This window comes from Pseudomonas sp. Au-Pse12, assembly GCF_021341665.1.
In the GTDB taxonomy this organism is placed as follows: domain Bacteria; phylum Pseudomonadota; class Gammaproteobacteria; order Pseudomonadales; family Pseudomonadaceae; genus Aquipseudomonas.
On the sequence record NZ_JAJTTH010000007.1, the window covers coordinates 154,907 to 179,455 of the forward strand.

Consider the following 24,549-nt stretch of genomic DNA (forward strand, 5'->3'; position numbering starts at 1 on the left):
ACCCCTTACCGCGTAGTTTTGCGTAGTTCACGATGGCAGGCCCTCCAGCGGCACCACACGGACCGAGACGCCAGGCTTTTCGGCAAAGCGCTTGCTCATGGAGACGTTGACGACCTGCACGTCATCCTTGAAAACGATCCCGTTGATCCCATCGCAGATCGCTTTCAGCACGTTGTCGGCGTCGGGCTTTTTCGTCGGCATGACCTGGCCCGCCAGTGCTGCAGCGGTTTTCTTCTTCGACCAGGACACGGCAATGCCCACGGCGATTTTCAGTTCCACCAGCACTGGGCCGGTGATCAGCTCGCGGCCCTGCATGGCCTGCTGCGCAGCTACGGCAATAAGCGATTCGTAGTTGGCGGTCTTCTTCGGCGTGAACATACGGGCATGGCCGCCGATGGTGGAAACCCTGGGCCTGCCCTTCCCCACAGCTTCCCCAGGCACGACGAACGAAACGGGTTTGTGATCAGACATGGGTGCCCCTCCTGATACCGAGCTTGGCCAGCAGCATGGCGCGGCAGGCCTTGGGGTCCTTCGGGATCTCCAGGATTTCGACGATGCGGTCAGCCTCGGCCTGGGATTGCTCCAGCTGGATCTGTTCGCGTGGACGCATGCTGTCGTGGGTGATGCCCTTGGCGATACGCCCTTCCAGGGGCTGGCCTGTCTGTGCGCGGCGCATGACGATTGCGTAGTTGCGCTCGAAGCGCTGGAACAGGGCTTTGTCGCCGTGATTCGCGGTACTCAGGTCAAACTTGCTGGTGGCTTCGGCGGCGACGTCAACGGCCTTGTGGGTGTACGTACCGCGCAGGGCTTCGTCCCAGGCCTGGGCCGTACTCGGCAAGCCTTTGACCTGTTGGCACATTTCCCGGAAGACGTTCGCAGGCGGCGGCCAATCGAACTCTGCCCCCTTCTCTACCAGGGTGTTCAAGCCGTTGGCGAGCTGCGCACCAGTGATCCCCTGCAGGACCTTGGACCAGGTGTGGTCCGGATCTGCGATCACACCAAAGCTCGACGTCCAGCGGTGCCCGTAGAACTCAGCCATCTTGATCCAGAGCTTGTCCATCAGCGCTTGCGGCATTCTCTCGGGCTTCGATTGCGGCGCGGACACGGTCTGGAGCAGAGAGGGGGCCCGGCTTAGCAGGTCGTTGGTGGCCACCTTGGGCACCATGGCCTTGATGGTCTTGGGCATTTCGCGATGGGGGTTGCTGGGTAGCATTGGCGTTTCTCCCGCTTGCTTGGTCGCTGCGCATACCGCGCTTCAGGTGCTGGGCGAGCGCGTGCTCCCACTTGGCCTGGGTTCGGTGATCGTCTGGGGAAGCGATCCAGAAGGATTTGAATTCGAGGAATTGGTCTTGATCGAAGACCTGGCCCGAAAGGCCGTTGAGGGTCAGCACCGCGGCGAATGACTTCGCGTCGGGCTCCCAGTGTTCGTGCATGGCGAACTTGCAGCGCGAATCCGGAAAGTCCTCGCGCGGTGGTGGTGGTGTTTCTTTATCTACTCTTCTCTTATCTAATCTGTCGTGACTTCCCGTGACCTTGCGTGACTCGTCGTGACCTTCTTCCTTTTCCTGGGCCGATTTCTGGCGCTCGCGCTGCTCCCTTTTCCGCTGGGCAGCTGATTTGGCACCGCTTTCAGAGCTTCCAGTGTCTTCGCGCTTGGGCTGTCGCTTGCTCCAGCCAGTGACGTAGTCACCATCCAGAACACGGCCCTGCATGGCTTCGAAAACCGATTCGACCTGTTCGTCTGTCACGTCCAAAGCTGACGCAATGTCCTCTTTCGTGACTGTCACGTGACCACGCGTGACATTTCGTGACGCATCAACGAGCAGATGCACATACATGGCCTGAACCAGGGCAATTGGCTGTGCCGATACGCGGGCGATGGTCCGCCATTTGGGGTCGTTGGGCATGTCGTGCCAGAGCCTGAGCCAATCCATGGTCAGTCCCACCCCAACGGGCCCGGCCGCTTCTTCTCGGCCTTGAGCCCAAGCTCTGCCAGGGTTTCAAGCGAGCGCAGATAGTCCGCGTTCGTGACGATGGCCGACTGCGGGACCATCTGGAGATCGAGAACCGCCAGCGCCTTGCAGAAGCGCTCGATGATTCCCTCTTTCTTCCAGTTGGAAATAGCCGACTCGCTCAAGTCGACTGAAGTCGCCAGGTTCTTCTGGCCCACCGACAAAAGTCGGGTCAAGAACAGGGCTTCGAACTCGCGTGCCCTTGAGGCCTGTTCGGAGCTTAATTTGTCCGCGCTCATGGTCAGGCCGCCGCACTGGCCCAAGGAAAACCAGGGCAAAGGCTTTCGCGTTTGATCTGACCTTGGGTAAGGGTTTCGATCTGAACGGCCCGAGCCGCCGGAATTGGACGCTCCCCCGAGCACCACTGACTAACAGTGGGCGGCTTTACGTCGAGCAGGCGGGCCATTTCGGCCTGACTACCAATGATTTTGGCCGCTGCAAGAGCTGCCTCTGCTGGTTTCATGGGGGGTTTCTCCGTGAGTGACGGAGCAAAAATAAGGCATTGGCTAATTTAGTACAAGTCATTGCCTACTCAAACTAGCGAAAGGCTTAATTAGGCAATGCTTACAGGTAAAGAATTAGGCGCCGCTATCGAGTCCGCTCGTCGCGCCAAAAATGTGTCAAAAGTGGAGCTCGCCAAACGATTTGGCGTGAAGCCTCCGTCTGTCCAGGGATGGGTGAAAGAGGGGCGTATCGATAAGGGAAAGCTGATGCAGCTGATCGATTACTTTTCCGATGCCGTCCCGCTAGAGCACTGGGGCCTGGGGAACTGGATGGTCGATAGTGGGGCGCTCACTGCGAGCAGCGACCAGAATATGCCGTCGGTACTGACCATACGGCACCTGGATGTAGCTGCATCGATGGGGCCAGGAAAACAGCCACCGGAACACTTCGACACGGTTCGAAGTATCACAATCCACCTGGACTGGCTTCGCGGCCAGGGTCTGAGCTACTCGAGTATTGAGAACCTAGCGATCATCACCGGCGATGGCGATAGCATGGCTGGCACATTCAACAATGGCGACTCACTCCTGGTCGACCGGGGAATCACCGAGATTCGCACCGATGCCATCTACGTTTTTACAATGGACGGTGACCTGTTCATAAAACGGCTACAGCGCATGACAGACGGCGCACTCAGGATGATTTCCGACAACCCCGTCTATCCGCCCATCATTATCGAAGGTGAACGCCTGGAGCGTGTGCATATTCAGGCGCGGGTGCTTTCTGCATGGAACGTGAGGAAGTTCTGATGGGCGTATTTTCGAGATGGTTTGACCGTTGGGCTCTTCGAACCCAGAAGCGAGAAATGCAAAGCTTTGTTGATCAGTTGGCCGCTATGGATGGTGCCGAGATTGGCCTGCTTCTAGCGGTAGCAACTCACATGCGAAACACCCTGGAAGACGAAGGCAAGATGCTGATGGACCCTATTGTTACCGTCCCCATCGATCCAACGCCGATTTTGATTTTGCGCGGAATGATCTCCGAATATCAGAAATCCCGCTCTATGAGTGATGCAGCTGCAGCAATGGTTTGGTTGCACACCATGCGCGTCGGAGCGAGACATGAACTTAGGGGAACGGCCAGAGTCATGTGGCGAGAACTTTCTAGGGGAATGCCGCATGTAGCAGGAGCGTCAGTTGATGTTTACCGCGTTACAGGGCAATTTCCCCGTACTTATGGATACGAAGAATTCCCCAAAGGACTGACGCCGGAGCCTGTCTGAGCATGAAACAGCCACCCAGCGGCTTCTGTACCAAGTGCAGGCAATACACGTTCAGTCCTGCCCAGTATGGGCTGCACTGCTGGAGGGTCTACGATCGAAAGCGATGCCAGGGCACCATCAGTAGCGCCTTGAACGAAGATGACTGGTCACTCTGTCCGGGCTGTTCCGGCAAAGGCTGCGAAGCGTGCGAGCAGTCTGGTTGGCTCCTCACCCGTAAGTGAAAGCAGCGCAACCGCCAGATCCTGCGGCTTTCCAACCAGAAGTTTGAAGCCCTCAGCAGTGATCTGGAAGTTACAGCGCACCTCGCCTACCAGTGACAGCACAAACAACCCATCATCAGAAAGCGCCATCTGCACGGCAGCTTGCTCCCACCCCATCATGAACCCATCATCTCGAATCCTCTTCACCACAGCCTCCTGATCGCTTTCTCTGAGCCGATCCTACGCCACACAGCCCGCAACTGAGCGGGCTTTTTTTCGTCTCCAGCAAAATAATTAGGCAATGACTATTGCCATAAATTAGGCATTGGCTTATTTTTGCCTCACCAACGCAACACAGAACCCGGCGAAAGCCACCGCTCTTTAGCTCCACCGCATCACCTTTGCCGGATCACCACCGGCGGCAACAAGGCAGCGATGAACCGGCCTCAACGGTTCAGAGGGTTGGCAACTGACCCGGGCGTGCAGCGTAAAGCGCCAGAAGCAGTTATCCAGCGGGAGAACAAGCCGAAAGGCCCGCGGCTGGAGGAACAACACGAAGAAGGCCGGCGAGAACGTAGCCAGTAGCTGATCGCCGGCCGGCAAGGAGTTTTCACTGATGCACCTGGTTACCCGGGTGCATTGGGAAAACAACCGGAGCAACAGCCATGACTCAACAACAACTTGAATGGGCTCTGCAACACGACTGGGCACTGATGGGCTGCATGGACGCTGAGGGCAATCTCGGCGTCGATGTTCGAAGCGATGACCCAGTGTGGACGGAGCCAAAAAGGTTTTACGACTTCCAGGCCCTGTGCGCTTGGGCTGGTTATTAAGTGCATCACCTCTGCCCATTCCAGCGAGTGGGCAGACGGATGCGGAAGCCAACCCCGCGCATGCGGGACACCTGCATCAACCTGGTAGCCGGCGCCGAGCGGTGAAATACCGACTGATTCGATTGTGTATCACGCGCCGGCTACCTCCCTTTCCCCGAATCCACCCGAATGCACTCACCCCCGCGCCCATCGGCAACCGGCGGGAGGCCTGAGTGCATCCGGCTGTATTTGAAGCACCCACGTGACTGGAGGCCCGCCATGTTCAACAAGAATGCGAAAAACCTGTTCGTCGAACAGCTACGCAAAGTGCTGGAAATGCCCGCCAACGACCTGGCGGGCACTGAGTCGGAACTCTGCTATGCCGCCGGCATGGTCAGCTACGCCCTGCTTTGCGGCGATATCACCCACTCCGAGGCGACCCTGATGCATAGCCGCATCAGTTCGGTCCGCAGCAACTGCGTGGCCAGGCTCTGTCGGGATCAGCGGATGGCCGCGGCATGAGCGCCTACGACATGTGGCTGGATCCACCAGACGAAACGGACGAGCCAGAAGAACCCGAAAACGAACTGGTCCTGCTGGGCGACTACGGCTCAGATGAACGCCAGATCATGCTGGAGCGCCGCTATGACCGGTAACTGCGTGGCGATCATCGCCGCCAATCGCAAAGCAATCATCAAGGCCCTGCAATCGCGGGGCTTTTCTTTGGTCGCCGATCTGCCTCGGCCGCTGCGTGTGGACATTCGCCGCGGCATGTTGATCGCGAGGATGCAATGAGCGGTGAAGGCGCCAAGAAGCGCCAGCAAGCCGCCGCCAAGCGCTGTGCGCGCCTTCGGCAACAGGGGTTGACCCTGGGCCAGATCGCCGACGTAACCGGCGTGGACCGGGAGAAGGTCGCGGCGCGAATCACGCTTGGCGAGCGACTGCTCAGCCTTGAGGTGGAAACGTGAGCGCCCGCCAGCGCGCCCGCCGCCTGCTGATCTGGCGCGGCGCCCTCCCCGCCCTACTCCTTTTCTCTCTCCTGATGCTCGCCGGTGCCCTGGCCGATCGCATCACGCAATAGGACCTCCTCCATGAACATCGACTCTCGGGCCAGCAGCCCCGGGCGCCTTGTTGCGCCTGCCCCGCTACCGCATGTCAGCCGGCGCGCATTGAAGCGCGTAAAGAACCCGCTCCCGGTGCCCACCAGCTGCCGCTACTGCGCCGGCCATGTCGAGCTGATCAACAACAGCAGGATCTACGGCAGAGAGTTCGGCGAGTGGCCGTATGCCTACCGCTGCGAAGACTGCGGCGCCTGCGTGGGCCTGCACCCCTCCACCGATATTCCCCTGGGCACCCTGGCCACCGCGCAGCTGCGCAAGGACCGGAACCTGAGCAAAGACATGTTCCACAAAGTCAAGGAGCGGCGCGGGTTCACCCGGTCGCTCGCCTATGAGTGGCTGGCCGGAAAAATGGGCATTCCTGTCGGGCAATGCCACTTCGGTTGGTTCGACCAAGACGAATGCGCGCTGGCCATGGGGCACTGCGTCGAGGACCTGACGACCAGCACCAGCATGGGCAAGGCCTTTTCCAGGGCGAGGGCGAAAGCATGAACCCGCCAATCAAGGTTCGGGCCTCTTCCTGGGGCTCGCTGTTCAATTGCGGTTATGCCTGGGAATACACGCACATCCTCGGGCACCGGTCCCCCAGCAGCCCCCGGGCCCAGCTGGGCACCGCCATTCACGCCAGTACCGCCGCATTCGATGCGGCGCGGATCAACGGCAGCAACCTGTCGGCCTTCGATACCGCCGAGCTGTTGCTGCACACGCTGCGTAATCCTGAACACGACGTCGACTGGCGCGGATCCGATATCACCCTAGCCCAGGCCGAAGCCACGGGCCTGCAGCTGCACACGCGCTACTGCAACGAGATCAGCCCCCGCTATGAGTTCCAGGCCGTGGAGCTGACCACCAAGCCGTTGGAGATTGATTGCGGCGGTGGCGTGATCATCCAACTGACGGGCCAGCTCGACCGGGCACGGATCTGCAAGACGGGCAACGGTGTGGGCATCGCCGACGTGAAGACCGGCGGCGCCGCGGTCAGCCAGGGGGTCGCGAAGACCAAGGGCCATGCCCCGCAGATCGGCACCTACGAAATCCTCTACGAGCACACCACGGGCGAGCCCATCACCGCCCCGGCCCACATCATCGGGTTGAAGACGAAGGGCAAGCCAGAAACCGGCATCGGCGAAATCATCGGCGCCAAGCAAATGATGGTCGGCACCGAGGAATTCCCCGGGCTGATCCAGATCGGCGCCGAAATGCTCCGCACCGGCCTGTTCCCCCCTAACCCCCAGAGTTTCACCTGCTCGGCGAAGTACTGCCCGCGCTGGTCCACCTGCCCCTACCACGAGTAACAGCCCATGAATGCCCAAGACTTCTACGTGCGCCTCATTGATCCAACCGGAAAACATCGAACGGTCATCAACCACCACCGCGTTTGGGACCGCGAGCGGTTCTACCAGGCCCAGGTCAAGCTGTACGAAGACCCGAAGAAAAAGATCGAAGACCGCCGCCTGGTCCAGACAGCCACAGAAAACGACTACAACGAAGCCCGGAGGGCAAAGCCATGACTCAGCCCACCACCCTGGCGCAGATGCAGACCAGCGCTGTAGCCAAGCCCAAAGCCGACATGCCAATGAGTTTCCTAACCAGCGGCGGGTTCGATCAGTTGCTGCGTGTCTCCAACATGCTCAGCAGCTCCACCATGGTGCCGGTGGCATACCGCGCGTACAAAGAAATCAAGCAAGGTGGCCAGGTCACCAGCTACGAGAAGAACTCGGCCGGGATTGCGAACTGCGCTGTAGCGCTGAACATGGCCCAGCGTATGAACGCTGACCCGCTGATGATCATGCAGAACCTGCACATCATCGAGGGGCGCCCGAGCTGGTCCAGCGCATTCATCATCGCGTCGATCAACAGCTGCGGCCGGTACTCATCACTGCGTTTCGTGCTCAGCGAGCCAGGCGAAGCAATCGAAGTGCCGTACAAAGTCACCGAATGGGTTCCAGGCAACAACGGCAAGAATCGGCCCCAAGAGGTCACGAAGACGATCAAAGTTCGTCACCAGACCTGTATGGCCTGGGCCATTGAGAAAGAGACAGGCGAGCGCCTAGAGTCTCCGGTCGTGTCTATCCAGATGGCCCTAGATGAGGGGTGGCTGACGAAGAAAGGTAGCAAGTGGCAGACCATTCCCGAGCTGATGTTGCGCTATCGCTGCGCGAGCTTCTTCGGCCGTCTGTACGCGCCTGAACTGCTGATGGGTCTGCAAAGCGCCGAGGAGGTGCACGACTTCATCGACGCTAAACCTGATGGCTCGGGCAACTTCACTGTGAGCCTGGACGACCTACAGAACCAGGCAGCTCCGCCAATCCCTGATCAGGATGACGATGAAGTGGCTGACGCCGAAATCGTTCCGGATGCCCGGGAAGCTGAAACGAAACCAGCCGAAACCGCAACGGACCCGGCTGAATCCGCAACAGCTGATGCAGATCTGCCCGACGATCTGGCATTCGAGTAACCCGCCATGGCCGCTCAATCAGTCGTCGAGATCTACGACCGCATTGAGGAATTCACAACCCTACTCGCAGCCGCTGAGCTTCACGCCAGCGGCGCCTGGGAATTGGAATTCACCCAAGACATGCGGGCCAACTTCGCGCGCTACGGCGCCCACACCCACCTGAGCCCGGCGCAAAAGCTGACGCTTGAGCGCATCGCTAAATCCTGAGGAAGTCCCCGAATGAACATGGAACACAAGGCAATCATTGATCGCGCCAAGCTGGCAGGTGTTGAGCCGTCCTACCTGGCCCATGAACTGCTGGTGCATGACCTGGTAAATGCCGGCCTGTTTGAGCTGAAAAACCTGCACTCGCCATACGGCAAGTTGAACGAAGGCCAGCAGCAGGAAGTCATCGACCGCCTGACCGAAGCGGCAGAGAAAGCAGCGCATAACGCGATCTCCATCATCAGCTCGCGCAACGTCTCGACAATCGAAGTCACCATGAAAGAGGTCAAGTTCAACTCCAAGCAGCTGACCTTGACGTCGATTGTCGACGCCAAGGACCCAAACCGGCACGACCTGATCGACAGCGCAGGCCGCATTTGCCTGCTGGTTATGGCTCCCGACGATTATTCCGATGGCCTGGACTTCATCCAGCCCGACCGCGACCAGCGCGACCTGCCGCTGCACAGCAGCGAGCTGACCGGCAGCCTGTTCGACCAGCGCCGGAACGACCCAGACGAGCCCGACGGCGAACATGAACCGGTATTTGTTGGCCATGACCAGGACCCGCTGTACAGCGAGGCCGTGGCGTTCGTGCTGGATAGCCGGCGCCCCAGCATTTCAGCCGTCCAGCGCCACCTGAAAGTCGGCTACAACCGCGCTGCCCGCATGCTGGATTGGATGGAAGCCCAGGGCATCGTCTCGCCGGTGGACAGCAACGGCGGCCGCGAGGTGCTGGTACAGAGCCCGGCGCCTGCTGCAGATGCCACGGACATTGACCAGCCTGAACAGGTGGACCTGGAGCACGCCCCAGAGCAGCACGGCGAAGCCTTCGCCGAGCATGATCAGCAGTTCGGCAAGGAGTTCGGCGAGTTCAGCTATGAGGACGCCGCGCAGCTGGTGGTCCTGCACGCGCAAACGGTCGACGTCGCCTGGCTGCAGCGCCGACTCGCCATCGACAGCGACCAAGCCACCACCCTGCTGCTGCGCCTGGTTGATAACGAGGTGATCACCCTGGAAGCCGAGGGCGAAGCATCGATCGACAACACCTATACGGTCCTCGCCAAGCTCGAAGACCTCACCCTGGAGTAAGCCGCCATGCGCCTGAATCATCTTTTCATCGAGAACTTCCAGGGCCTGCGCCTGGCGAACCTGGATCTGTACGCCCCTATCACTCTGGTGGCCGGCCCGAACGGCGCCGGAAAGTCCAGCCTGCAGGAAGCAATCAACCTGGCGCTGGGTGGCCAGGCGCGGGTGGCCTTGAAGAAGGACTACAAGCAGCTGATCACCGATGGCAAGGACAAGGCCCAGATCATCGTCAGCCACGACAATGTGGCCAGCAGCTACTCCCTGCCGGCCGGCAAAGGCGACCACACCACCGCCACAGGCGACGAGTACCTGCCCTTTGTACTGCGCCCGGCCACCTTCGCTGCCCTGGACGACAAGGCCCGCCGAAAAATGCTGTTCGCCCTGACCAAATCCAGCAGCAAACCCCAGGTTGTGGTCGACAAGTTGCTGGCAAAGGGCGCCGACGCCGGCAAGGTCGATAAAATCAAGCCGTTGCTGTTGAGCGGCTTCGCAGCGGCGCAGGACCAGGCCAAGGCATACACCAGCGAAAGCCGCGGTGCCTGGAAGGCAACCACCGGCGAGAACTACGGCAGCGAGAAGGCCGAAGGCTGGATCGTCACCATCCCCGCACTGCCAGACGGCGCCCCCGAGGTCACCCAGGACGACCTGGCCCAGGCCCAGGCGGACCACGCCAAAGCAGTCGAGGAAATCGGCAAGGGTGATCAGCATCTGGGCGGCCTGCATGCCCGGCGCGATGCCGCTGCAACCCACGAAACCCGAAAGGCCCAACTGCAAGAAACCTTCTCCCAACTGGAGCGGCGCAAGGCCAAGCTTGAAGCCACCAACAAGGAGCTGGAAGGCTGGAGATCCAAGGTCAGCGAGGCCGAAGTGCAGGTGCAAGCCTATAACGGCGAAAGCCCCTGTGAGTGTCCGAGCTGCCACGTCAAGCTCAAGGTTGTCGGGCGCCTGGTGGAGCTGTTCAAAGGCAAGACCGCCGACGCGGCCAAGCTGGCCACCGCCCAGGTGGAACTCAAGAAAGCGAACGAGGCCTACAGCCTGCTGGCCCGCACCCAGGTCAACGACCAGAAGGCGGTCACAGAGTCCGAACAGGCCGGCCGTGACCTGGCCGCCCTGGACAAGTCCGCCGGCGAGCCGGTGACCGACGCAATGCTCAAGCGGGTGGAGGACGCAATACAGGTGCAGCGCAAGCTACGAGACACCGCCCACGCCAAGGTCGAAGCCATGCGCGAACGCCTCGACCTGGTCACCACCGCCACGCAGAAGGCGGCAGACGCCGCCGGCCATCATGCCGACCTCAAGGCCTGGACCCTGATTGCCGACCTGCTGGCGCCCGATGGCATCCCGGGCGAGATCCTGGCCGGCGCCTTGAAGCCCTTCAACGACAGCTTGGCCAAGGGGTCACATGTTGCCGGCTGGCCGCTGGTACAGATCACCGCCGACATGGCGATCACCGCCGGCGGGCGCACCTACACGCTGCTGTCGGAGTCGGAGCGCTGGCGTGTCGACGCCCTGCTGGCCCTGGCCATCGCAGAGCATTCAGGCCTGCGCTTCCTGGTTCTCGACCGCTTCGACGTGCTGGACCCGCCGCCCCTGCCGGCGCGCGGCCAGCTCTTCCGCCTGCTGATGGCGGCCAACAAGGCCGGCACCCTCGACAGCGCCATTGTCTGCGGCACCTTGAAAGAGAAGCCCGCCAAGCTGCCGCCAGAAATCAATGCGGTCTGGATCGAAAACGGCATAGCCGGCGGCGACCAGCAACTGCAGAAAGCCAGCTGACTGCTTCCCACGCACACCACACGGCGCCTACGGGCGCCTTCTTTTCGCCTGGAGAAAACCAATGTCCGACCTGATTTGCGTCTTCGACACCGAAACCACCGGCCTCCCCAAGTTCAAAGATCCCAGCAATCACCCCGATCAACCCCACATCGTGGACATCTGCGCCCTGCTCTACACGCCCGAGGGGGCGCTGGTGGACTCGTTCGAAGCCATGGTGCGGCCAGACGGTTGGACCATCCCAAACGAAGTATCGGTAATTCACGGCATCGACGATGCCATGGCCTTGGTACACGGTATCGACGAAGGCCTGGCCCTGGAACGCTTCATGGATATCTGGCGGCGGGCCGGCCTGCGCGTAGCGCATAACGTCTCGTTCGACGACCGCATCCTGCGCATTGGCCTGAAACGCTTCTTCGGCGACGTGGTGGCCGAAGAGTTCAAGGCCGGGCCGAAGTACTGCACCTGCCAGAACAGCACCAACCTGGTGAAGTGCCCCCCCCACTGAAAAGATGATCGCCGCAGGCCGGGGCCGCCAGTTCAAGCAGCCAACGGTTGCCGAGGCCCTGTTGCACTTCACGGGTGAAGAACTGATCGGCGGCCACCGTGCCCGCCCTGACGCCGAGGCCTGCGCCCGCGTTTATTTTGCGATGAATTAATTGTGCTACTGACCAGGAACAGGCTCAGGAGGGAGCGGGGTTCCAGGTCGCCACATGTAACTTCTCGGCTGGCCAACTTTTTCTGAAAGCTCTCTAAAATATTTCGCCACACGTATCGAGTCGTTATCAGACCCTGGCCACAACATTGGTATCGAGGAGTTATTCAGCCGTTCACAGAACGTAATATGTGATAGGAGAAGGAAGACCCTCACATAGTTAGCCGGCGAAGCAAAATCATTTTTAAGCAAATGAAGAATCAAATGCCGATTAAAACCATCTGAGGCGCTATTACTAGGACGATAAAGAACCTCCTTAAAGAAAATCCTAAACGCATTCATTACATCGCACTGGGGATTTACGTGAGTGAAAAAATTTATCTGAACATCGGACGGCCCCGATGATCCAGGATAAATTAGAATACTTTTCGCACAATTTTCTCCATGTTTAACGATCATGTCACCAAGCCTGCTAGCAAACTCTGCTGTTTTAACATTTGCATCGGAATGCCCCAAGGTTAGCTCCTGAACATTCCTCAGCCCACCTTCGATAACTGGTAACAAAGACATGATAGCCACGTGATCCAGCTCAATAAAATAAGCCTCTAGGCTTTCGTAAATGATCTGGAGATAGGGCCCCAGCGCGTGGCTTTTCTCAAAATATCTAAGCAGATAAACGGAAGCGATCGCAGGAGTAAAAATCTCGACAAGCCAATCATCGGCAGCAGCATCATTGGAACGACTAATTTCATGTATTTTACTAACCAACTCCCCTTCACCTATAAAAAGTGGAAGTGGGATTTTTTTAGTCAAAGCCCTCTCTTGACATCCAGTCACACGCCCTCGTCGAGCATTCATATAAGAGACACTACGTGCCGGGAGAAATGCACTTTCGCCCATCCCCTCAACTAAAAAACCATCAACTTCACCAAATGAAAATGGCTTAAATTCAAAATCTCTTCCACGAAGCATAGATTCAATTATTTCTAGAGATAAAAACTCCTGTTTATACAGCGACTTTAACGCTTCCTTAAGCATGTATCTCTCCCGCTACAACTAGCAATATTGAAGACATTATTACTCCGTACAAACCATATCACGCCAGCCAGCGAGGAACCCTTATGACCTCAACAGCACAGAGACCGCTTGACCATGCCCGCGAAAAGCCAGCGCCTGCCCTGCTCCCACCGATCCAGGCCAACCAGCCGCTGCCGGAGATCAACATCACCGGCCCTATCAACCGCGTCATGGAACTGGAGGGCAAGCGGTACGCCGTGGACGTTGTGCAGTCCGCAGGCGCCGATATCCGCCGGCCCCAGGTGGTGGAGAAGATCATCCGCAACCTGACCACCTACGCCGTGCAGCAACCGCCCAGCGTGGCCAGCGGCGTGAAGATCGTCATTGATCTGTTGAAGGGGGCAGGATGAAAACGCATGCAGACCGGTTAACAGAACTGGCCGTGGCTTACGCCATGTACCGAACAAAGCTGTTTGAGAACGGCAAGGCTATCAAGCAGGTGCAGAACGATGCTGATGGCGCCTACTTCGACCTGAAGCCCTACCGCGAGCGCTACTGGAGCGATCCAGATATTCACGACCTGAACATGGGCCAGGTGATCGTCTGGCGCGGCTGGGTTCACGCTATCGAACAGTGCGAGCCAGACAAGGATCACGACGAGGAGGACTGCGGCTACATGGCAACTGCACGCCTGATGGACGAGCGCCGCGACATCCAGCGCACCGGGGCACGTATCCGCGCGGCAATCACCAAGATCGGCAATCAGTTGTTGAAGGACTACGCGCCATGACCGCCCTTCGCCGCAAGGCCAAGATCCACAGGGCGTCAACCAATGACCAAAATATCTGATATAACATGGAGCAAACAAACACAAGGTAGTCGCCATGGACTGGAAAGAAGAATTCAAACAAAAAATGCTTGGCCCCTATATTGAGCTCGACGACATAAACTCGGGATTTCTATTGAAATTTGGCAACATCCCCAAACAACTTTTTAAGTACAGAGAGTTCGACAAAAAAGACAACTCCATTAAAAACCTTGTAGAAAACACAGTATGGATGAACTCACCTCAAAATTTTAACGACCCATACGACTGCGCCCTTACAGCTAACTTAAACAAAGTTAACCCTTCCATGTCGGGCATTGCTGCACTTTATGACGAGCTGGGCATAAGCAAAGAAACTCAAGAAGTCGAGTTCCTAAAGTTCCTGAGCACAGATGACCCAATGGCAAGCGCTATAAGATTTCTCGTTAAAGAGAGTATTTTAGAAGAAAAATTAGCAGAGGAACTTATTTCGGCAATTGAGGATTACAACAATGTGATGATCGGGCAGTTTTCAGATAAGACAAAAGACCTTTCAAAGGTATGCTCATTTAGTGAATCCGAAAAATCCACATTAATGTGGGCTCATTATGCCAGCTATCATACTGGCTTCTGCATAGAATATGATTTTACAACACTTGGCCCAGAGTCTTTAATTACGAGATTTTTATATCCAGTATTTTATAGCGAACTACTGCATGACCATTCCGACTTCATAAATGGAATAGACATTAACAAAGCAAACCCTCTCTCCATCGTACTTCCAGTATTAACAAAATCCTCAGACTGGGCATACGAGAAGGAATGGAGGCTCGTATTCTCTAACAATTTTATGAGTAAACCTCAGGCATGCCTAGTGCCAAAAGCAGTACGAGTATACGCAGGAGTTAAAATTAGTCCGGACAATCTAAGTAAGCTAGAAAACGTTTGCACCGAGCTGGAGATACCCTTGATTCGAATGAAAATGTCCAACACTTCATTCAGCATTATTCCTGATATAAACCTGAATAAGTGGCTTTCGAATACATAAGGCTTCTCCCATTACTGACTGAAGTACTGGATACAGACCAGCAACTACAAGAATTAGTAAGATCCTCGAAAGGAGTACATTAGTACTCCGCCCGTAAAAACCTCACCCCTCCCCCACATTCAAGTCAGCCGCTATAGCGGCCAAGGACGAAGTCATGCCTGAAGAAAGAACGGTAACCATCCCGGCCCGTGAGCAGCACGGCGGCCTCGACTCAATCACCGTGACGCTCCCATGGGTGTGCCGTGAATGCGGTGCGCCACGCGGCGAACCATTCACATCTATGAGCTGGGATGGAAGCCGGCAGCTTGCAGTAGACAGCTGGAGCAATCCCTGCGGACACGTTGAGCTGTACTGCGAAGTGCGCCGAGACATTGAGGAGGTGCAGCCATGAAAGCACTTTCAATTCGCCAGCCCTGGGCGTGGCTGATCATTCACGGCAGCAAAGACGTCGAGAACCGCAGCTGGCACACCAAGTACCGCGGCCGGTTCCTTGTCCATGCCTCGGCAGGCTGTACTCGCAAGCAGTGGGCTGAAGCTGTTTCGTTCGCCCTGGAGGCTGGCTTGATCAAGCACCCGGCAGAGATCCCGCCAATCAATGAGCTATTGCTCGGCGGCATCGTTGGCTCTGTCGAGCTGGTCGATAGCGTCGATCACAGCGAATCACCCTGGTACATGGGGCAGAAGGGATTCCTGCTGCGTTATCCGAAGCCGCTGGCATTCACGCCGTACAAGGGGCGCCTGGGATTCTTCGACGTCCAGGGGGTTACGCCATGATCCTCCCCGCCCTGCTCTACCTCGCATGGAACATCTACACGGGGCCAAGACCATGAAAGCACGCATGACCTATTGGAACGGATCCTGGTGGTGCCGACGCATGGGCTGCACCGGCCAGGGCTCGACAATGCAAGAGGCCTGGGACGATATGTGGACGCTGTATCGCGAGGCGATGCGCCCGACTCGTCCACAGACCTTCCACTCACCGCGCGTGCGCTGCGGATGATCTGCAGGCGCAAGAAGTGAAGAGTCCGCCCGGCCCGGTGGCCAGGACTTGGATGGAAAGGCCTAGACCGGGCGAACGCACGAACAGTGCCACGGCGCAACGCCAGGGCAAATCAGCACCATCTGAAACACCCCACTCAACAATCGGAAAGCCTGCAGCTCTGCGGGCGGGATAGGCACATGTCCGAGAAAGACGAACTACCCGAAACGTACCCCTTCGACAAAGTGCCCGAGAAGCGCATGGCGCAACTCGTTGGCACCACCCCCCGAGCACTCGAAAGCAAGCGGGCCCGCGGGATCATCCCCGAAGGCGTCTGGAACAAGATCGACAACCGAATTTTTTACAGCATCAGGAGATACGAGGCATGGCAAGAAAGCCAATGGGACTGCCCACAGGAGTTGAATTCGCTGGTGATTCAATCCGAATTCGATTCACTTGGAAGCGCCGGCGTTGCGAAACACTCCCCTACCCTCAAACGGCCAAGGGGATCAAGGCCGCCACCGACCTCCGTGCTCACGTAATCAGCCTGGCCAAGCACGGAGCCCTGAGCGACGAGAAATATGCAGAGCTGTTTCCTAACTCCAGCTACGTGGCGACAACTGAGTCAGGGGTCGTCACGTTCGGGGAGTACGCGCAGACCTGGCTCGACAGCCGGGAAGTGGTAAAGGGCACCCGGGATAACTACAAGGGCACACTCAACCTTTACTGGATGCCGGCGCTTGCTGGCATCCCCATGAACGACATTACCCCCATGGCCCTGCGGAAGATCATTGCGGCCACAGACTGGACAAGCCCAGGGGTGAAGCGCGCCGCTATCTCCCGGGTGAATGCCTTGTTCAATACTGCGGTGCAGGATGAGGTCGTTGCGCGCAATCCGGCGACGTCAATCAAGTTGCCCGCAAGAAAGAAAAAGATCGTCGACCCCTTCACCTCGGAAGAAGCCGATGCGGTCATTGAATGGATGTACGCGAACTTTACCCGGCCGGTGACCAGAATCTACGCGGCTTACTTCGAATTCGCTTTCTACAGCGGCATGCGGACCGGAGAGCTGCTCGGCTTGCGCTGGGACGAGATCGACCTGGCGGCCAAGACAGCGCACGTCTGTCGGATTGTTGTGAGGGGAGTCGTTGAGGAACGCACGAAAACCAAATACGCGAGGACAGTAATGCTGAACTCCCGCGCCATGAATGCCCTGGCCAAGGCGCAAGAAATTGCCCAGGACAGAGACAGCGACCGGCGCCGAGTACGCAAGTCATCGCCCTACGTGTTCCAGCCATCCGGCAGTTCCCCTTTCATTAAGGGACCAACCACCACATCTGGGCACTTCGCAAAAGCGCTGGAGGCCTTGAAAATAAAGGCCCGCAACCAATACAACTGCCGCCACACCTACGCTACGATGTGCCTTATGTCAGGCATGAACCCTGCGTTCATTGCCGGCCAGCTCGGGCATAGCGTTCAGGTGTTGCTCTCGACTTATGCTCGCTGGCTGAGCTCAACAACGGATTGGACCGAACTCGGGAAGCTCGAAAGCAGAATTGGTACGAAATTGGTACAGGGTGAAAAATAAATATAGTTTCGCCCTGTATTTAAAGGCATCTAGCAAGTTTCTCGTCCATATTCATAAAATGTAACGTTTTTCCAAAAAAGCCCGTTGCCAAACGGCATATCCATACTTTATCGAGTCCGCCCGCGTGAAAATTCGTCTCTCCATCCTCAGCTTGTTGTTTGCTGTGTCCGGCACCTTGATCGCGCACAGCGTCGACGCCAGCGAAACCACCGCGGCGCCAAGAGACACCTCACAACTGCATATCGCTTCCGGCAGCGCCCTGCTGCTGGATCTGCAAACCAATAAAGTCATCTATTCCAGCAACCCGGACGTGGTGGTGCCCATCGCCTCGGTGACCAAGCTGATGACCGCCATGGTGGTGCTGGACGCCAAGCTGCCCCTGAACGAATACATTTCCATGAACATCAGCGACACCCCGGAAATGAAGGGCGTGTTCTCCCGGGTCAAGCTCAACAGCGAACTGAGCCGCCGGGACACACTGCTGATTGCCCTGATGTCCTCGGAAAACCGTGCCGCCGCCAGCCTGGCCCACCACTACCCGGGCGGCTACGCGGCCTTTATCGCGGCAATGAACGCCAAGGCCAAGTCCCTGGGCATGACTCACACGCGCTACGTGGAACCCACGGGCCTGTCGATCCACAACGTTTCCACCGCCCGCGACCTGAGCAAGCTGTTGGTAGCCTCACGCAAATACCCACTGCTCAGCGAGTTGAGTACCACCAAGGAAAAGACCGTGGCGTTTCGCAAACCCAACTACACCCTGGGTTTCCGTAACACCGACCACCTGGTCAACAAGGAAAAATGGGACATCAAGATCACCAAGACCGGCTTCACCAACCAGGCTGGCCACTGCCTGGTGCTGGTTACCAGCATGGGCAATCGCCCGGTAGCCCTGGTGATTCTCGATGCCTTTGGCAAATACACCCACTTTGCCGATGCCAGCCGGATCCGCAATTGGGTCGAAACCGGCAAAAGCGGCTCGGTACCGGACGTCGCCCTGCGCTACAAGGCCGACAAGAATCTGAAGAACCATCAGATCGCCGCTCCCCAGGCATCACACTGATACTCGGTCAAACAACAACGGCGCCCATGGGCGCCGTTGTTGTCTGTACAGCCCTCAATGGCTATCGAGTGCCTTGCTCGCTCTGGCTGCGGCCTGCTCCTGGCCAGCCTGGGCCAGCTCATTGGCGGCCTTCAACCAGCGTTGGCGATCGACCTGGGCCGGCAACTGGTTCGGTGCCTGAATCAATACGGCAAAGCTTCCGGCACTCTTCCAGGATGACTCGAACCCACTGAAGCTCATCAATTGCCGGCGGCTTTTCGCTCCGCGCAACAGCACCGTTTGCTTGGCGCGGTTATAACCGGCCAGCACCGCATAACGCGGCTCGGCCCAGAACGTCGCCCCCTCGGTAAAGCGCACCAGCACCGGGTAACCCGCCGCCACCTGGGTCAACAGCGCCGAAAGCTGGTTATCCAGGGGGTAGACGACCATGCCGTATTCCCGCGCCAGATTCTGCATGTTGTGCTGCAACTGGGCCTCGCCACCAGGCAAGTGCAAGGGCTTGTCGAGCAAACCGGGCGTGATCACCACGCCCTGCTGCGACAACATGCTGGCCAGAGCGCCAGGACCGCTCTGATACATCTCCCCACGGAAAAACGGCACGCTGTTGAGTTCCACCCGCTCCGGCAGACGCTGGATCTCCGGCTGCACACTGCCGGCACAACCGGCCAGGCTCAAGACACAGGCACTGGCCAGCAGCGCCGCTCGAAATCGAGGAAATACCCGCACTCTCTTGCTCTCTATTCAGACGCCGGACGACCCACTCCCGGCTGGGGCCCTGATAATAGGGCGCTCGCAGGCCAGGGTATAGCGTTAGGCGGCAGTTAATTGAAAACCATAGAGCGAAGTGTTCGAAGGCTCTCGACTATTGGTCAATAGCTTGAAACACACCGGCTACTAGACTGTCGATTGTTAAGCGTGTATGCCCCGAACCGGGCATAAAGGAGGCACTGATGAGCCTGACAACCACCATCCTGCTGCTGATCCTCGGCTGGCTGGCAGTAGCCGCCGCGATGCTCTGGGGCGTGCTGCGCATCACCCGCCGCCACCATCAGCCCCGGCAGCCAGCCCCCGTGACCAAGGCGGAAAAGACCACGCGGCGTCCTGCCCCCGCCCACTGACCTGGGGTTTTCCTTCGTTCAAAAACAACACGGCCGCCTGACTCCAGCGAGTACAGGCGGCCGCTTGCCGTGGCTGCAAATCAGGCGTCGTGGCGTGCCTGACGCTTCTGCCGGGCCCGGCGAGCCAGCATGTTGAGGCTCTCGATGGCCGCCGAGAACGCCATCGCCGCATACACATAGCCCTTGGGCACATGGGCGCCGAAGCCTTCGGCGATCAGGGTCATGCCGATCATGATCAAGAAGCCAAGGGCCAGCATCACCACGGTCGGGTTGTCGTTGATGAACTTGGCCAGCGGCTCGGCAGCCAGCAGCATCACCAGCACCGACACCACCACGGCAATGATCATGATCGGCAAGTGCTCGGTCATGCCCACCGCCGTAATGATGCTGTCGATGGAGAACACCATGTCCAGCAACAGGATCTGGCCGATCGCCGCAGCAAAGCCGATGGCCACGCCCGGGGTCTCGGTCTTCGCCTGCTCAGGCTCGGGATCCATGCTGTGGTGGATTTCCGTGGTGGCTTTCCACACCAGGAACAGGCCACCGGCAATCAGGATCATGTCTTTCCAGGAGAAGCTCTGCCCCATCACTTCAATCACCGGCTCGGTGAGCTGGACGATGAAGGCAATGGTGCTGAGCAACGCCAGGCGCAGGAACAGGGCCATGCCGATACCGATGCGCCGCGCCTTGGCCCGATGCTTTTCCGGCAACTTGTTGGTGAGGATGGAGATAAAGATCAGGTTGTCGATGCCAAGCACGATCTCCATCACCACCAGGGTGGCCAGGGCGACCCAGGCGGTAGGGCTTGCAGCGAGCTGTAAAAGGTATTCCATGGGTCAATCCTGACTCGGTTGGATGAAAGATCAGATTTCCTGGGACGCCGGCGCTTGTGGCTTCTCGCTGTCGTCTTCTGGTTTTTCCTTGCCCGTCACGCTTTGCGTGGCATCGCTGAGCGCCTGTTCCGCCGCCTTGTGGGTGTCGTCGATCGCCTGCTTGGCCGACTCCGCCGCCTTGCCCAGCATCTGTTGAGCGCTTTTTTCCGCCTGGTCACAACCCGCCAGGGCCAGCATAGACAGGGCCAGCAGCGATGCTGCGCCCAAGGTTTTGAATGACATGCCGTATTCCTCGATAGAACGAACGGGGCCCAGCAGGGCCCCGGCGATAGCGAGGCATTCTAAGGAGCTCGATACTTCAGGAAAATTCGTTTTTTTAGCAGTTATACTTCGGTTTTTACGAACTGAATGCCCCCATGCTCAACTACCGCCAACTGCACTATTTCTGGGTTGTGGCCAAGACCGGCAGCATCGTCCGCGCCTGCGAGCAACTCAACCTGACCCCACAGACCATCAGCGGGCAGATCAGCCTGCTGGAACAGACCTACGGCATCGAACTGTTTCGCCGGGTCGGCCGCCAGTTGGAGTTGACCGAAGCCGGGCGTCAGACCCTGCCCTACGCCGAGCAGATGTTCCAACTCGGCGGCGAACTGGAAGCCATGCTCCGCGCGCGCCCCGACGAACAGCAGATCCAGTTCCGTGTCGGCGTGGCGGATGTGGTGCCCAAGTCCATCGTCTACCGCCTGATCGCCCCGACCATGGAGCTCAGCGAACCGATCCGCCTGACCTGCCGCGAAGACAAGCTCGAACGCCTGCTGGCCGATCTGGCCATCCAGCGCCTGGACCTGGTGATTTCCGACAGCCCGATGCCCTCGCACCTGGACATCAAGGGCTACAGCCAGAAACTCGGGGAATGTGGCATCAGTTTCTTCGCCACCGCGGAACTGGCTCGGCTGCACGGCGCCGACTTTCCTCGCGGCCTGCACGGCGCGCCGCTGCTGATTCCCGGACAGGAAACCGTGGTGCGCAGCCGCTTGTTGCGCTGGTTCGCCGAACAACAGCTACAGCCACGGATCATCGGTGAATTCGACGACAGCGCCCTGATGCAGGCGTTCGGCCAATCCGGCAGTGGGATCTTCATCGCCCCCAGCGTGATTGCCGACGAAGTCAGGCAGCAGTACGGGGTGCAGTTGATTGGCCAGACCGATGCCGTGGCCGAGTCGTTCTACGCCATTTCCGTGGAGCGCAAGGTCAAGCACCCGGGCATCGTGGCCATTACCGAAGGGGCGCGGCGGGAATTGTTCACCCCGCTCCAGCACTGATCAGGAAGCGCAGACGCTTGGTGCTTTCAACTTCATCAGCAACAGCGCCAGGGCAATCGACAGCAGAATGAAACCCGAGGCCGCGAACCCAAGGCTGCCCAGGCCCAGGGTATCGATCACCCGACCGCCGACCATCGCCCCCAGGCCAATCCCCAGGTTGGCCCCGGCAATGTTCAACGACGCGGCGAAGGCCGGCGCTTGTGGCGCGGCCTTGATCAGGCGCACATGGCTGACCAGGAACATCGCCGCCTGGGTCACGCCCCAGATGGCCATGGCCGCCGCCAGCCCCAGGGTCGAATGGATGCTCGGCACCAGCGCGACCATGCCGCCGATCATCAGGGCGCAGAACACCATGGAAGCGATCAACGGGTGACGGTCCACCGCCCGGCCGCCCAGGGAGTTGCCGATCAAACCCACTGCGCCGAAGCCCATCAGGCACCAGCCCACCAGCGTGCCGTCGAACCCGGCCAGGCGCTCGAGAATGTCCGCCAGGTAGGTGTAGGCCGTGAACATGCCGCTGAACACCAGGATCGACAGCAGCACATGCCCCTGCATCAGCGGGCTGCGCAGGATGCGAAACTGCGCGCGCAGGCTTACCTGCTCGTTGTGCGAACGGGTCTGGGGCAGGTAGATGAACAGCAACAGGGCCTTGGCGAAGGCCACCACCGCGAGGATACCGAAGGCGCTGCGCCAGCCGAACGCATCAGCGATCAGGGTGCCCACGGGAATCCCGAACACCGTGGCGCAGACAATGCCGAAGCCGATCTTGGCAATCGCCCGCCCGGCGTAGTCCGGCCCGACAATGTCCACCGCGGTCTCGCTGGCCAGGGCCCAGAACACCGGCAACCCCAGGGCCGGCACCAACCGCGCCAGGGACATCACCCAGATATTCGGCGCCAGCGCCGCCAGGGTATTGGCCAGGCCGAACATCACCAGCACGCTGATAAACAGCTTCTTGCGTGGAAAACGCGCGAAGTACGCCGTCAGGAATGGCCCGAAGGCAGCAACGGTGAAGGCGAACAGGGTCACCAGCAGCCCAGCCTGGGACACGCTGACCTGCAAGTCGCGGGCAATCGACGGCAACAGGCCGACAATGATGAATTCCGTGGTCAGCACGGTAAAACCCGCGGCCGACAACAGCAGGATGGGCAACAGCATGCAGAACTCCAGCAACAACGACAGCAGCGACAGCCCGAAGGGCCCGCTGACTGAATGGAAAAGGGGATGGCGAATCTTAACAGAGTGGCCATGGCTGCGTGCAACCCTGAAGAGGCAAGTGGCAGATCGTCACATCGACGCGGTAAGCCCGGCCCGCTGTGATAAAGTCCGCTCCCTGCTAAAAACAGGCCCTGTCGAGTTCGTCTGCCTGTCCAACGTCTCGATCGCCCGTCGCCTTTTCAGACTGCGTCTGTGCCTGCCGGCTCAACCACCGTCGCTGGCGACCGGCAGGCTCCGCACATTAAAAAAAAACAGAGATACCGCTATGAGCGCTTCACCTCCTTCCTTTCTGCAGTCCCTCAAACGCCTCAGCCTGGTCACGCAGATCGTCATCGGCCTGATTGCCGGCATCGCCCTGGCACTGCTGGCACCCGAGGTGGCGAAATCCACCACCTTTATCGGCAAGGTCTTTGTCTCGGCGCTCAAGGCCGTGGCACCGATCCTGGTGTTCGTGCTGGTCATGGCCTCCATCGCCAACCACAAGCACGGCCAGGAAACCCATATCCGGCCGATCCTGGTGCTCTACCTGCTGGGCACCTTCGCCGCCGCCGTGGTCGCAGTGATCGCCAGCAGCCTGTTCCCTTCCGCCCTGGTGCTGTCCACCCACGACGTGGCCATCAGCGCGCCCGGCGGTATCACCGAGGTGCTGCAAAGCCTGCTGCTGAGCGTGGTGGACAACCCGGTCAGCGCCCTGATGAACGCCAACTTCATCGGCATCCTGGCCTGGGCCATCGGCATGGGCGTGGCCATCCGCCATGCCGGCGAGACCACCCGCACCGTGCTCGACGACCTGTCCAACGGGGTGACCGTCATCGTGCGTGTGGTGATCCGCTTCGCGCCCCTGGGGATCTTCGGCCTGGTGGCCTCGACCCTGGCCACCTCGGGCTTCGACGCCCTGCTCGGCTACCTGCACCTGCTGGCGGTATTGATCGGCTGCATGCTGTTCGTGGCCCTGGTGATGAACCCGCTGATCGTGTTCTGGAAAATCCGCCGCAACCCCTTCCCGCTGGTGCTGACCTGCCTGCGCGAGAGCGGCATCACCGCCTTCTTCACCCGCAGCTCGGCCGCCAACATTCCGGTCAACCTGGAACTGAGCAAGCGCCTGGGCCTGCATGAAGACACTTACTCGGTGTCGATCCCGCTGGGTGCCACCATCAACATGGCCGGCGCGGCGATCACCATCACCGTGCTGACCCTGGCCGCCGTGCACACCCTGGGCATAGCCGTGGACCTGCCGACCGCGGTGCTGCTCAGCGTGGTCGCGGCCATCTGTGCCTGTGGCGCCTCCGGCGTGGCCGGCGGCTCGCTGCTGCTGATTCCCCTGGCGTGCAGCCTGTTCGGCATTCCCAGCGAGATCGCCATGCAGGTGGTCGCCGTGGGTTTCATCATCGGCGTGCTGCAGGACTCGGCGGAAACCGCGCTGAACTCCTCCACCGACGTACTCTTCACGGCCGCCGCGTGCATGGCCCAGGAAGACAAGGCGCAAGCCGCAGCCTGATCCTGCGTCCACTAAAAAG

The 24,549-nt window shown here is 59.1% G+C and carries 35 protein-coding genes; 24 read left to right on the forward strand and 11 right to left on the reverse strand.

The features are described 5' to 3' along the window. Window positions 1-27: 27 nt before the first annotated feature. Genes LXM55_RS20830 through LXM55_RS20850 form a run of 5 tightly spaced genes read right to left on the reverse strand, consistent with a single transcriptional unit; the run spans window position 28 to window position 2,475 of the window. A complete protein-coding gene (locus tag LXM55_RS20830) occupies window positions 28-471 on the reverse strand; it encodes a RusA family crossover junction endodeoxyribonuclease (protein ID WP_233322105.1) in 444 nt (147 codons plus the stop codon). Further along, window positions 464-1,075 (reverse strand): hypothetical protein, encoded by a 612-nt coding sequence (locus tag LXM55_RS20835; protein WP_233322106.1) that lies wholly within the window; start codon window positions 1,073-1,075, stop codon window positions 464-466. The genes LXM55_RS20830 and LXM55_RS20835 overlap by 8 nt, the downstream gene beginning before the upstream one ends. Continuing rightward, window positions 1,032-1,907 (reverse strand): DnaT-like ssDNA-binding domain-containing protein, encoded by an 876-nt coding sequence (locus tag LXM55_RS20840; RefSeq protein WP_233322107.1) that lies wholly within the window; start codon window positions 1,905-1,907, stop codon window positions 1,032-1,034. Before LXM55_RS20840 ends, LXM55_RS20835 begins: the two co-directional genes overlap by 44 nt. A 29-nt stretch (window positions 1,908-1,936) precedes the next feature. Beyond that, on the reverse strand, window positions 1,937-2,251 hold the full coding sequence (locus tag LXM55_RS20845; protein ID WP_233322108.1) for a CII family transcriptional regulator: 315 nt from the start codon (window positions 2,249-2,251) through the stop codon (window positions 1,937-1,939). A gap of 2 nt (window positions 2,252-2,253) precedes the next feature. Next, window positions 2,254-2,475 (reverse strand): transcriptional regulator, encoded by a 222-nt coding sequence (locus LXM55_RS20850; RefSeq protein ID WP_233322109.1) that lies wholly within the window; start codon window positions 2,473-2,475, stop codon window positions 2,254-2,256. A gap of 97 nt (window positions 2,476-2,572) precedes the next feature. Here LXM55_RS20850 and LXM55_RS20855 point away from each other — a divergent pair, with 97 nt between their 5' ends. Next, entirely contained in the window at window positions 2,573-3,265 is a 693-nt protein-coding gene (locus LXM55_RS20855) for a LexA family transcriptional regulator (RefSeq protein ID WP_233322110.1), read from the forward strand. Beyond that, entirely contained in the window at window positions 3,244-3,738 is a 495-nt protein-coding gene (locus LXM55_RS20860; protein ID WP_233322111.1) for a hypothetical protein, read from the forward strand. The genes LXM55_RS20855 and LXM55_RS20860 overlap by 22 nt, the downstream gene beginning before the upstream one ends. A gap of 146 nt (window positions 3,739-3,884) precedes the next feature. On the opposite strand, the gene LXM55_RS20865 is transcribed toward LXM55_RS20860, so the two are convergent. Beyond that, a complete protein-coding gene (locus LXM55_RS20865; protein WP_233322112.1) occupies window positions 3,885-4,145 on the reverse strand; it encodes a hypothetical protein in 261 nt (86 codons plus the stop codon). A gap of 458 nt (window positions 4,146-4,603) precedes the next feature. Here LXM55_RS20865 and LXM55_RS20870 point away from each other — a divergent pair, with 458 nt between their 5' ends. The 13 genes from LXM55_RS20870 (at window position 4,604) to LXM55_RS20930 (ending at window position 11,894) form a co-directional block, all read left to right on the forward strand. Next, window positions 4,604-4,771, forward strand: coding sequence for a hypothetical protein (locus LXM55_RS20870; protein WP_233322113.1), 168 nt, complete (start codon window positions 4,604-4,606; stop codon window positions 4,769-4,771). Between the two features lie 258 nt (window positions 4,772-5,029). Further along, a complete protein-coding gene (locus tag LXM55_RS20875; protein ID WP_233322114.1) occupies window positions 5,030-5,272 on the forward strand; it encodes a hypothetical protein in 243 nt (80 codons plus the stop codon). Then, window positions 5,269-5,406, forward strand: coding sequence for a hypothetical protein (locus LXM55_RS20880; RefSeq protein WP_233322115.1), 138 nt, complete (start codon window positions 5,269-5,271; stop codon window positions 5,404-5,406). Before LXM55_RS20875 ends, LXM55_RS20880 begins: the two co-directional genes overlap by 4 nt. Then, window positions 5,396-5,545: a hypothetical protein gene (locus LXM55_RS20885; RefSeq protein ID WP_233322116.1), complete on the forward strand. Its 150-nt coding sequence runs from the start codon at window positions 5,396-5,398 to the stop codon at window positions 5,543-5,545. The genes LXM55_RS20880 and LXM55_RS20885 overlap by 11 nt, the downstream gene beginning before the upstream one ends. Continuing rightward, window positions 5,542-5,718, forward strand: a complete 177-nt coding sequence (locus tag LXM55_RS20890) for a hypothetical protein (RefSeq protein WP_233322117.1) — start codon at window positions 5,542-5,544, stop codon at window positions 5,716-5,718. Before LXM55_RS20885 ends, LXM55_RS20890 begins: the two co-directional genes overlap by 4 nt. 123 nt (window positions 5,719-5,841) lie before the next feature. Next, window positions 5,842-6,360, forward strand: coding sequence for a zinc-finger-containing protein (locus tag LXM55_RS20895; RefSeq protein WP_233322118.1), 519 nt, complete (start codon window positions 5,842-5,844; stop codon window positions 6,358-6,360). Then, complete coding sequence (locus LXM55_RS20900) at window positions 6,357-7,163, forward strand: RecB family exonuclease (RefSeq protein ID WP_233322119.1); 807 nt, start codon at window positions 6,357-6,359, stop codon at window positions 7,161-7,163. The genes LXM55_RS20895 and LXM55_RS20900 overlap by 4 nt, the downstream gene beginning before the upstream one ends. 6 nt (window positions 7,164-7,169) lie before the next feature. Continuing rightward, a complete protein-coding gene (locus LXM55_RS20905; RefSeq protein WP_233322120.1) occupies window positions 7,170-7,379 on the forward strand; it encodes a hypothetical protein in 210 nt (69 codons plus the stop codon). Further along, window positions 7,376-8,326 carry a hypothetical protein gene (locus LXM55_RS20910; protein ID WP_233322121.1) on the forward strand — a complete coding sequence of 317 codons (951 nt, stop codon included), beginning with the start codon at window positions 7,376-7,378 and terminating at the stop codon, window positions 8,324-8,326. Before LXM55_RS20905 ends, LXM55_RS20910 begins: the two co-directional genes overlap by 4 nt. Window positions 8,327-8,332: 6 nt before the next feature. After that, window positions 8,333-8,533, forward strand: coding sequence for a hypothetical protein (locus LXM55_RS20915; RefSeq protein WP_233322122.1), 201 nt, complete (start codon window positions 8,333-8,335; stop codon window positions 8,531-8,533). A 12-nt stretch (window positions 8,534-8,545) separates the two neighbouring features. After that, a complete protein-coding gene (locus LXM55_RS32760; protein WP_442799776.1) occupies window positions 8,546-9,619 on the forward strand; it encodes a DNA translocase FtsK in 1,074 nt (357 codons plus the stop codon). Window positions 9,620-9,625: 6 nt separating this feature from the next. Further along, window positions 9,626-11,389 carry an AAA family ATPase gene (locus tag LXM55_RS20925; RefSeq protein WP_233322123.1) on the forward strand — a complete coding sequence of 588 codons (1,764 nt, stop codon included), beginning with the start codon at window positions 9,626-9,628 and terminating at the stop codon, window positions 11,387-11,389. Between the two features lie 61 nt (window positions 11,390-11,450). Further along, entirely contained in the window at window positions 11,451-11,894 is a 444-nt protein-coding gene (locus tag LXM55_RS20930) for a 3'-5' exonuclease (protein WP_233322124.1), read from the forward strand. Between the two features lie 156 nt (window positions 11,895-12,050). On the opposite strand, the gene LXM55_RS20935 is transcribed toward LXM55_RS20930, so the two are convergent. Further along, window positions 12,051-13,079 carry a hypothetical protein gene (locus LXM55_RS20935; protein WP_233322125.1) on the reverse strand — a complete coding sequence of 343 codons (1,029 nt, stop codon included), beginning with the start codon at window positions 13,077-13,079 and terminating at the stop codon, window positions 12,051-12,053. Window positions 13,080-13,162: 83 nt separating this feature from the next. Between LXM55_RS20935 and LXM55_RS20940 the strand changes: the two genes are divergently transcribed. The 6 genes from LXM55_RS20940 to pbpG all read left to right on the forward strand — a co-directional run bounded on the left by LXM55_RS20940 (window position 13,163) and on the right by pbpG (window position 18,541). After that, complete coding sequence (locus LXM55_RS20940; protein WP_233322126.1) at window positions 13,163-13,468, forward strand: hypothetical protein; 306 nt, start codon at window positions 13,163-13,165, stop codon at window positions 13,466-13,468. A 44-nt stretch (window positions 13,469-13,512) separates the two neighbouring features. Beyond that, a complete protein-coding gene (locus LXM55_RS20945) occupies window positions 13,513-13,848 on the forward strand; it encodes a hypothetical protein (protein ID WP_233322127.1) in 336 nt (111 codons plus the stop codon). Between the two features lie 94 nt (window positions 13,849-13,942). Continuing rightward, window positions 13,943-14,911 (forward strand): DUF2971 domain-containing protein, encoded by a 969-nt coding sequence (locus tag LXM55_RS20950; protein ID WP_233322128.1) that lies wholly within the window; start codon window positions 13,943-13,945, stop codon window positions 14,909-14,911. 387 nt (window positions 14,912-15,298) lie between these two features. Further along, window positions 15,299-15,685 (forward strand): ASCH domain-containing protein, encoded by a 387-nt coding sequence (locus tag LXM55_RS20955; protein WP_233322129.1) that lies wholly within the window; start codon window positions 15,299-15,301, stop codon window positions 15,683-15,685. 590 nt (window positions 15,686-16,275) lie between these two features. Further along, window positions 16,276-17,478 carry a tyrosine-type recombinase/integrase gene (locus LXM55_RS20960; RefSeq protein WP_233322130.1) on the forward strand — a complete coding sequence of 401 codons (1,203 nt, stop codon included), beginning with the start codon at window positions 16,276-16,278 and terminating at the stop codon, window positions 17,476-17,478. 124 nt (window positions 17,479-17,602) lie between these two features. Further along, window positions 17,603-18,541 carry a D-alanyl-D-alanine endopeptidase gene (gene pbpG / locus LXM55_RS20965; protein ID WP_233322131.1) on the forward strand — a complete coding sequence of 313 codons (939 nt, stop codon included), beginning with the start codon at window positions 17,603-17,605 and terminating at the stop codon, window positions 18,539-18,541. A gap of 54 nt (window positions 18,542-18,595) precedes the next feature. On the opposite strand, the gene LXM55_RS20970 is transcribed toward pbpG, so the two are convergent. Further along, window positions 18,596-19,267 carry a PA2778 family cysteine peptidase gene (locus tag LXM55_RS20970; protein ID WP_233322132.1) on the reverse strand — a complete coding sequence of 224 codons (672 nt, stop codon included), beginning with the start codon at window positions 19,265-19,267 and terminating at the stop codon, window positions 18,596-18,598. Between the two features lie 224 nt (window positions 19,268-19,491). On the opposite strand from LXM55_RS20970, the gene LXM55_RS20975 reads away from it, so the two are divergent. Continuing rightward, window positions 19,492-19,659, forward strand: a complete 168-nt coding sequence (locus tag LXM55_RS20975; RefSeq protein WP_233322133.1) for a hypothetical protein — start codon at window positions 19,492-19,494, stop codon at window positions 19,657-19,659. Window positions 19,660-19,739: 80 nt separating this feature from the next. On the opposite strand, the gene LXM55_RS20980 is transcribed toward LXM55_RS20975, so the two are convergent. Beyond that, entirely contained in the window at window positions 19,740-20,492 is a 753-nt protein-coding gene (locus LXM55_RS20980) for a TerC family protein (protein WP_233322134.1), read from the reverse strand. Window positions 20,493-20,522: 30 nt separating this feature from the next. Continuing rightward, entirely contained in the window at window positions 20,523-20,774 is a 252-nt protein-coding gene (locus LXM55_RS20985; protein WP_233322135.1) for a hypothetical protein, read from the reverse strand. Between the two features lie 134 nt (window positions 20,775-20,908). Between LXM55_RS20985 and nhaR the strand changes: the two genes are divergently transcribed. Further along, the gene (nhaR, locus tag LXM55_RS20990; RefSeq protein WP_233322136.1) at window positions 20,909-21,814 is read left to right on the forward strand and encodes a transcriptional activator NhaR; all 906 of its coding nucleotides are present in this window, start codon (window positions 20,909-20,911) and stop codon (window positions 21,812-21,814) included. Here nhaR and LXM55_RS20995 read toward each other — a convergent pair whose 3' ends face one another. After that, window positions 21,815-22,972: an MFS transporter gene (locus LXM55_RS20995; RefSeq protein WP_233322137.1), complete on the reverse strand. Its 1,158-nt coding sequence runs from the start codon at window positions 22,970-22,972 to the stop codon at window positions 21,815-21,817. Between the two features lie 325 nt (window positions 22,973-23,297). Between LXM55_RS20995 and sstT the strand changes: the two genes are divergently transcribed. Beyond that, on the forward strand, window positions 23,298-24,530 hold the full coding sequence (gene sstT, locus LXM55_RS21000) for a serine/threonine transporter SstT (RefSeq protein WP_233322138.1): 1,233 nt from the start codon (window positions 23,298-23,300) through the stop codon (window positions 24,528-24,530). The last annotated feature ends 19 nt before the right edge of the window (window positions 24,531-24,549 follow it).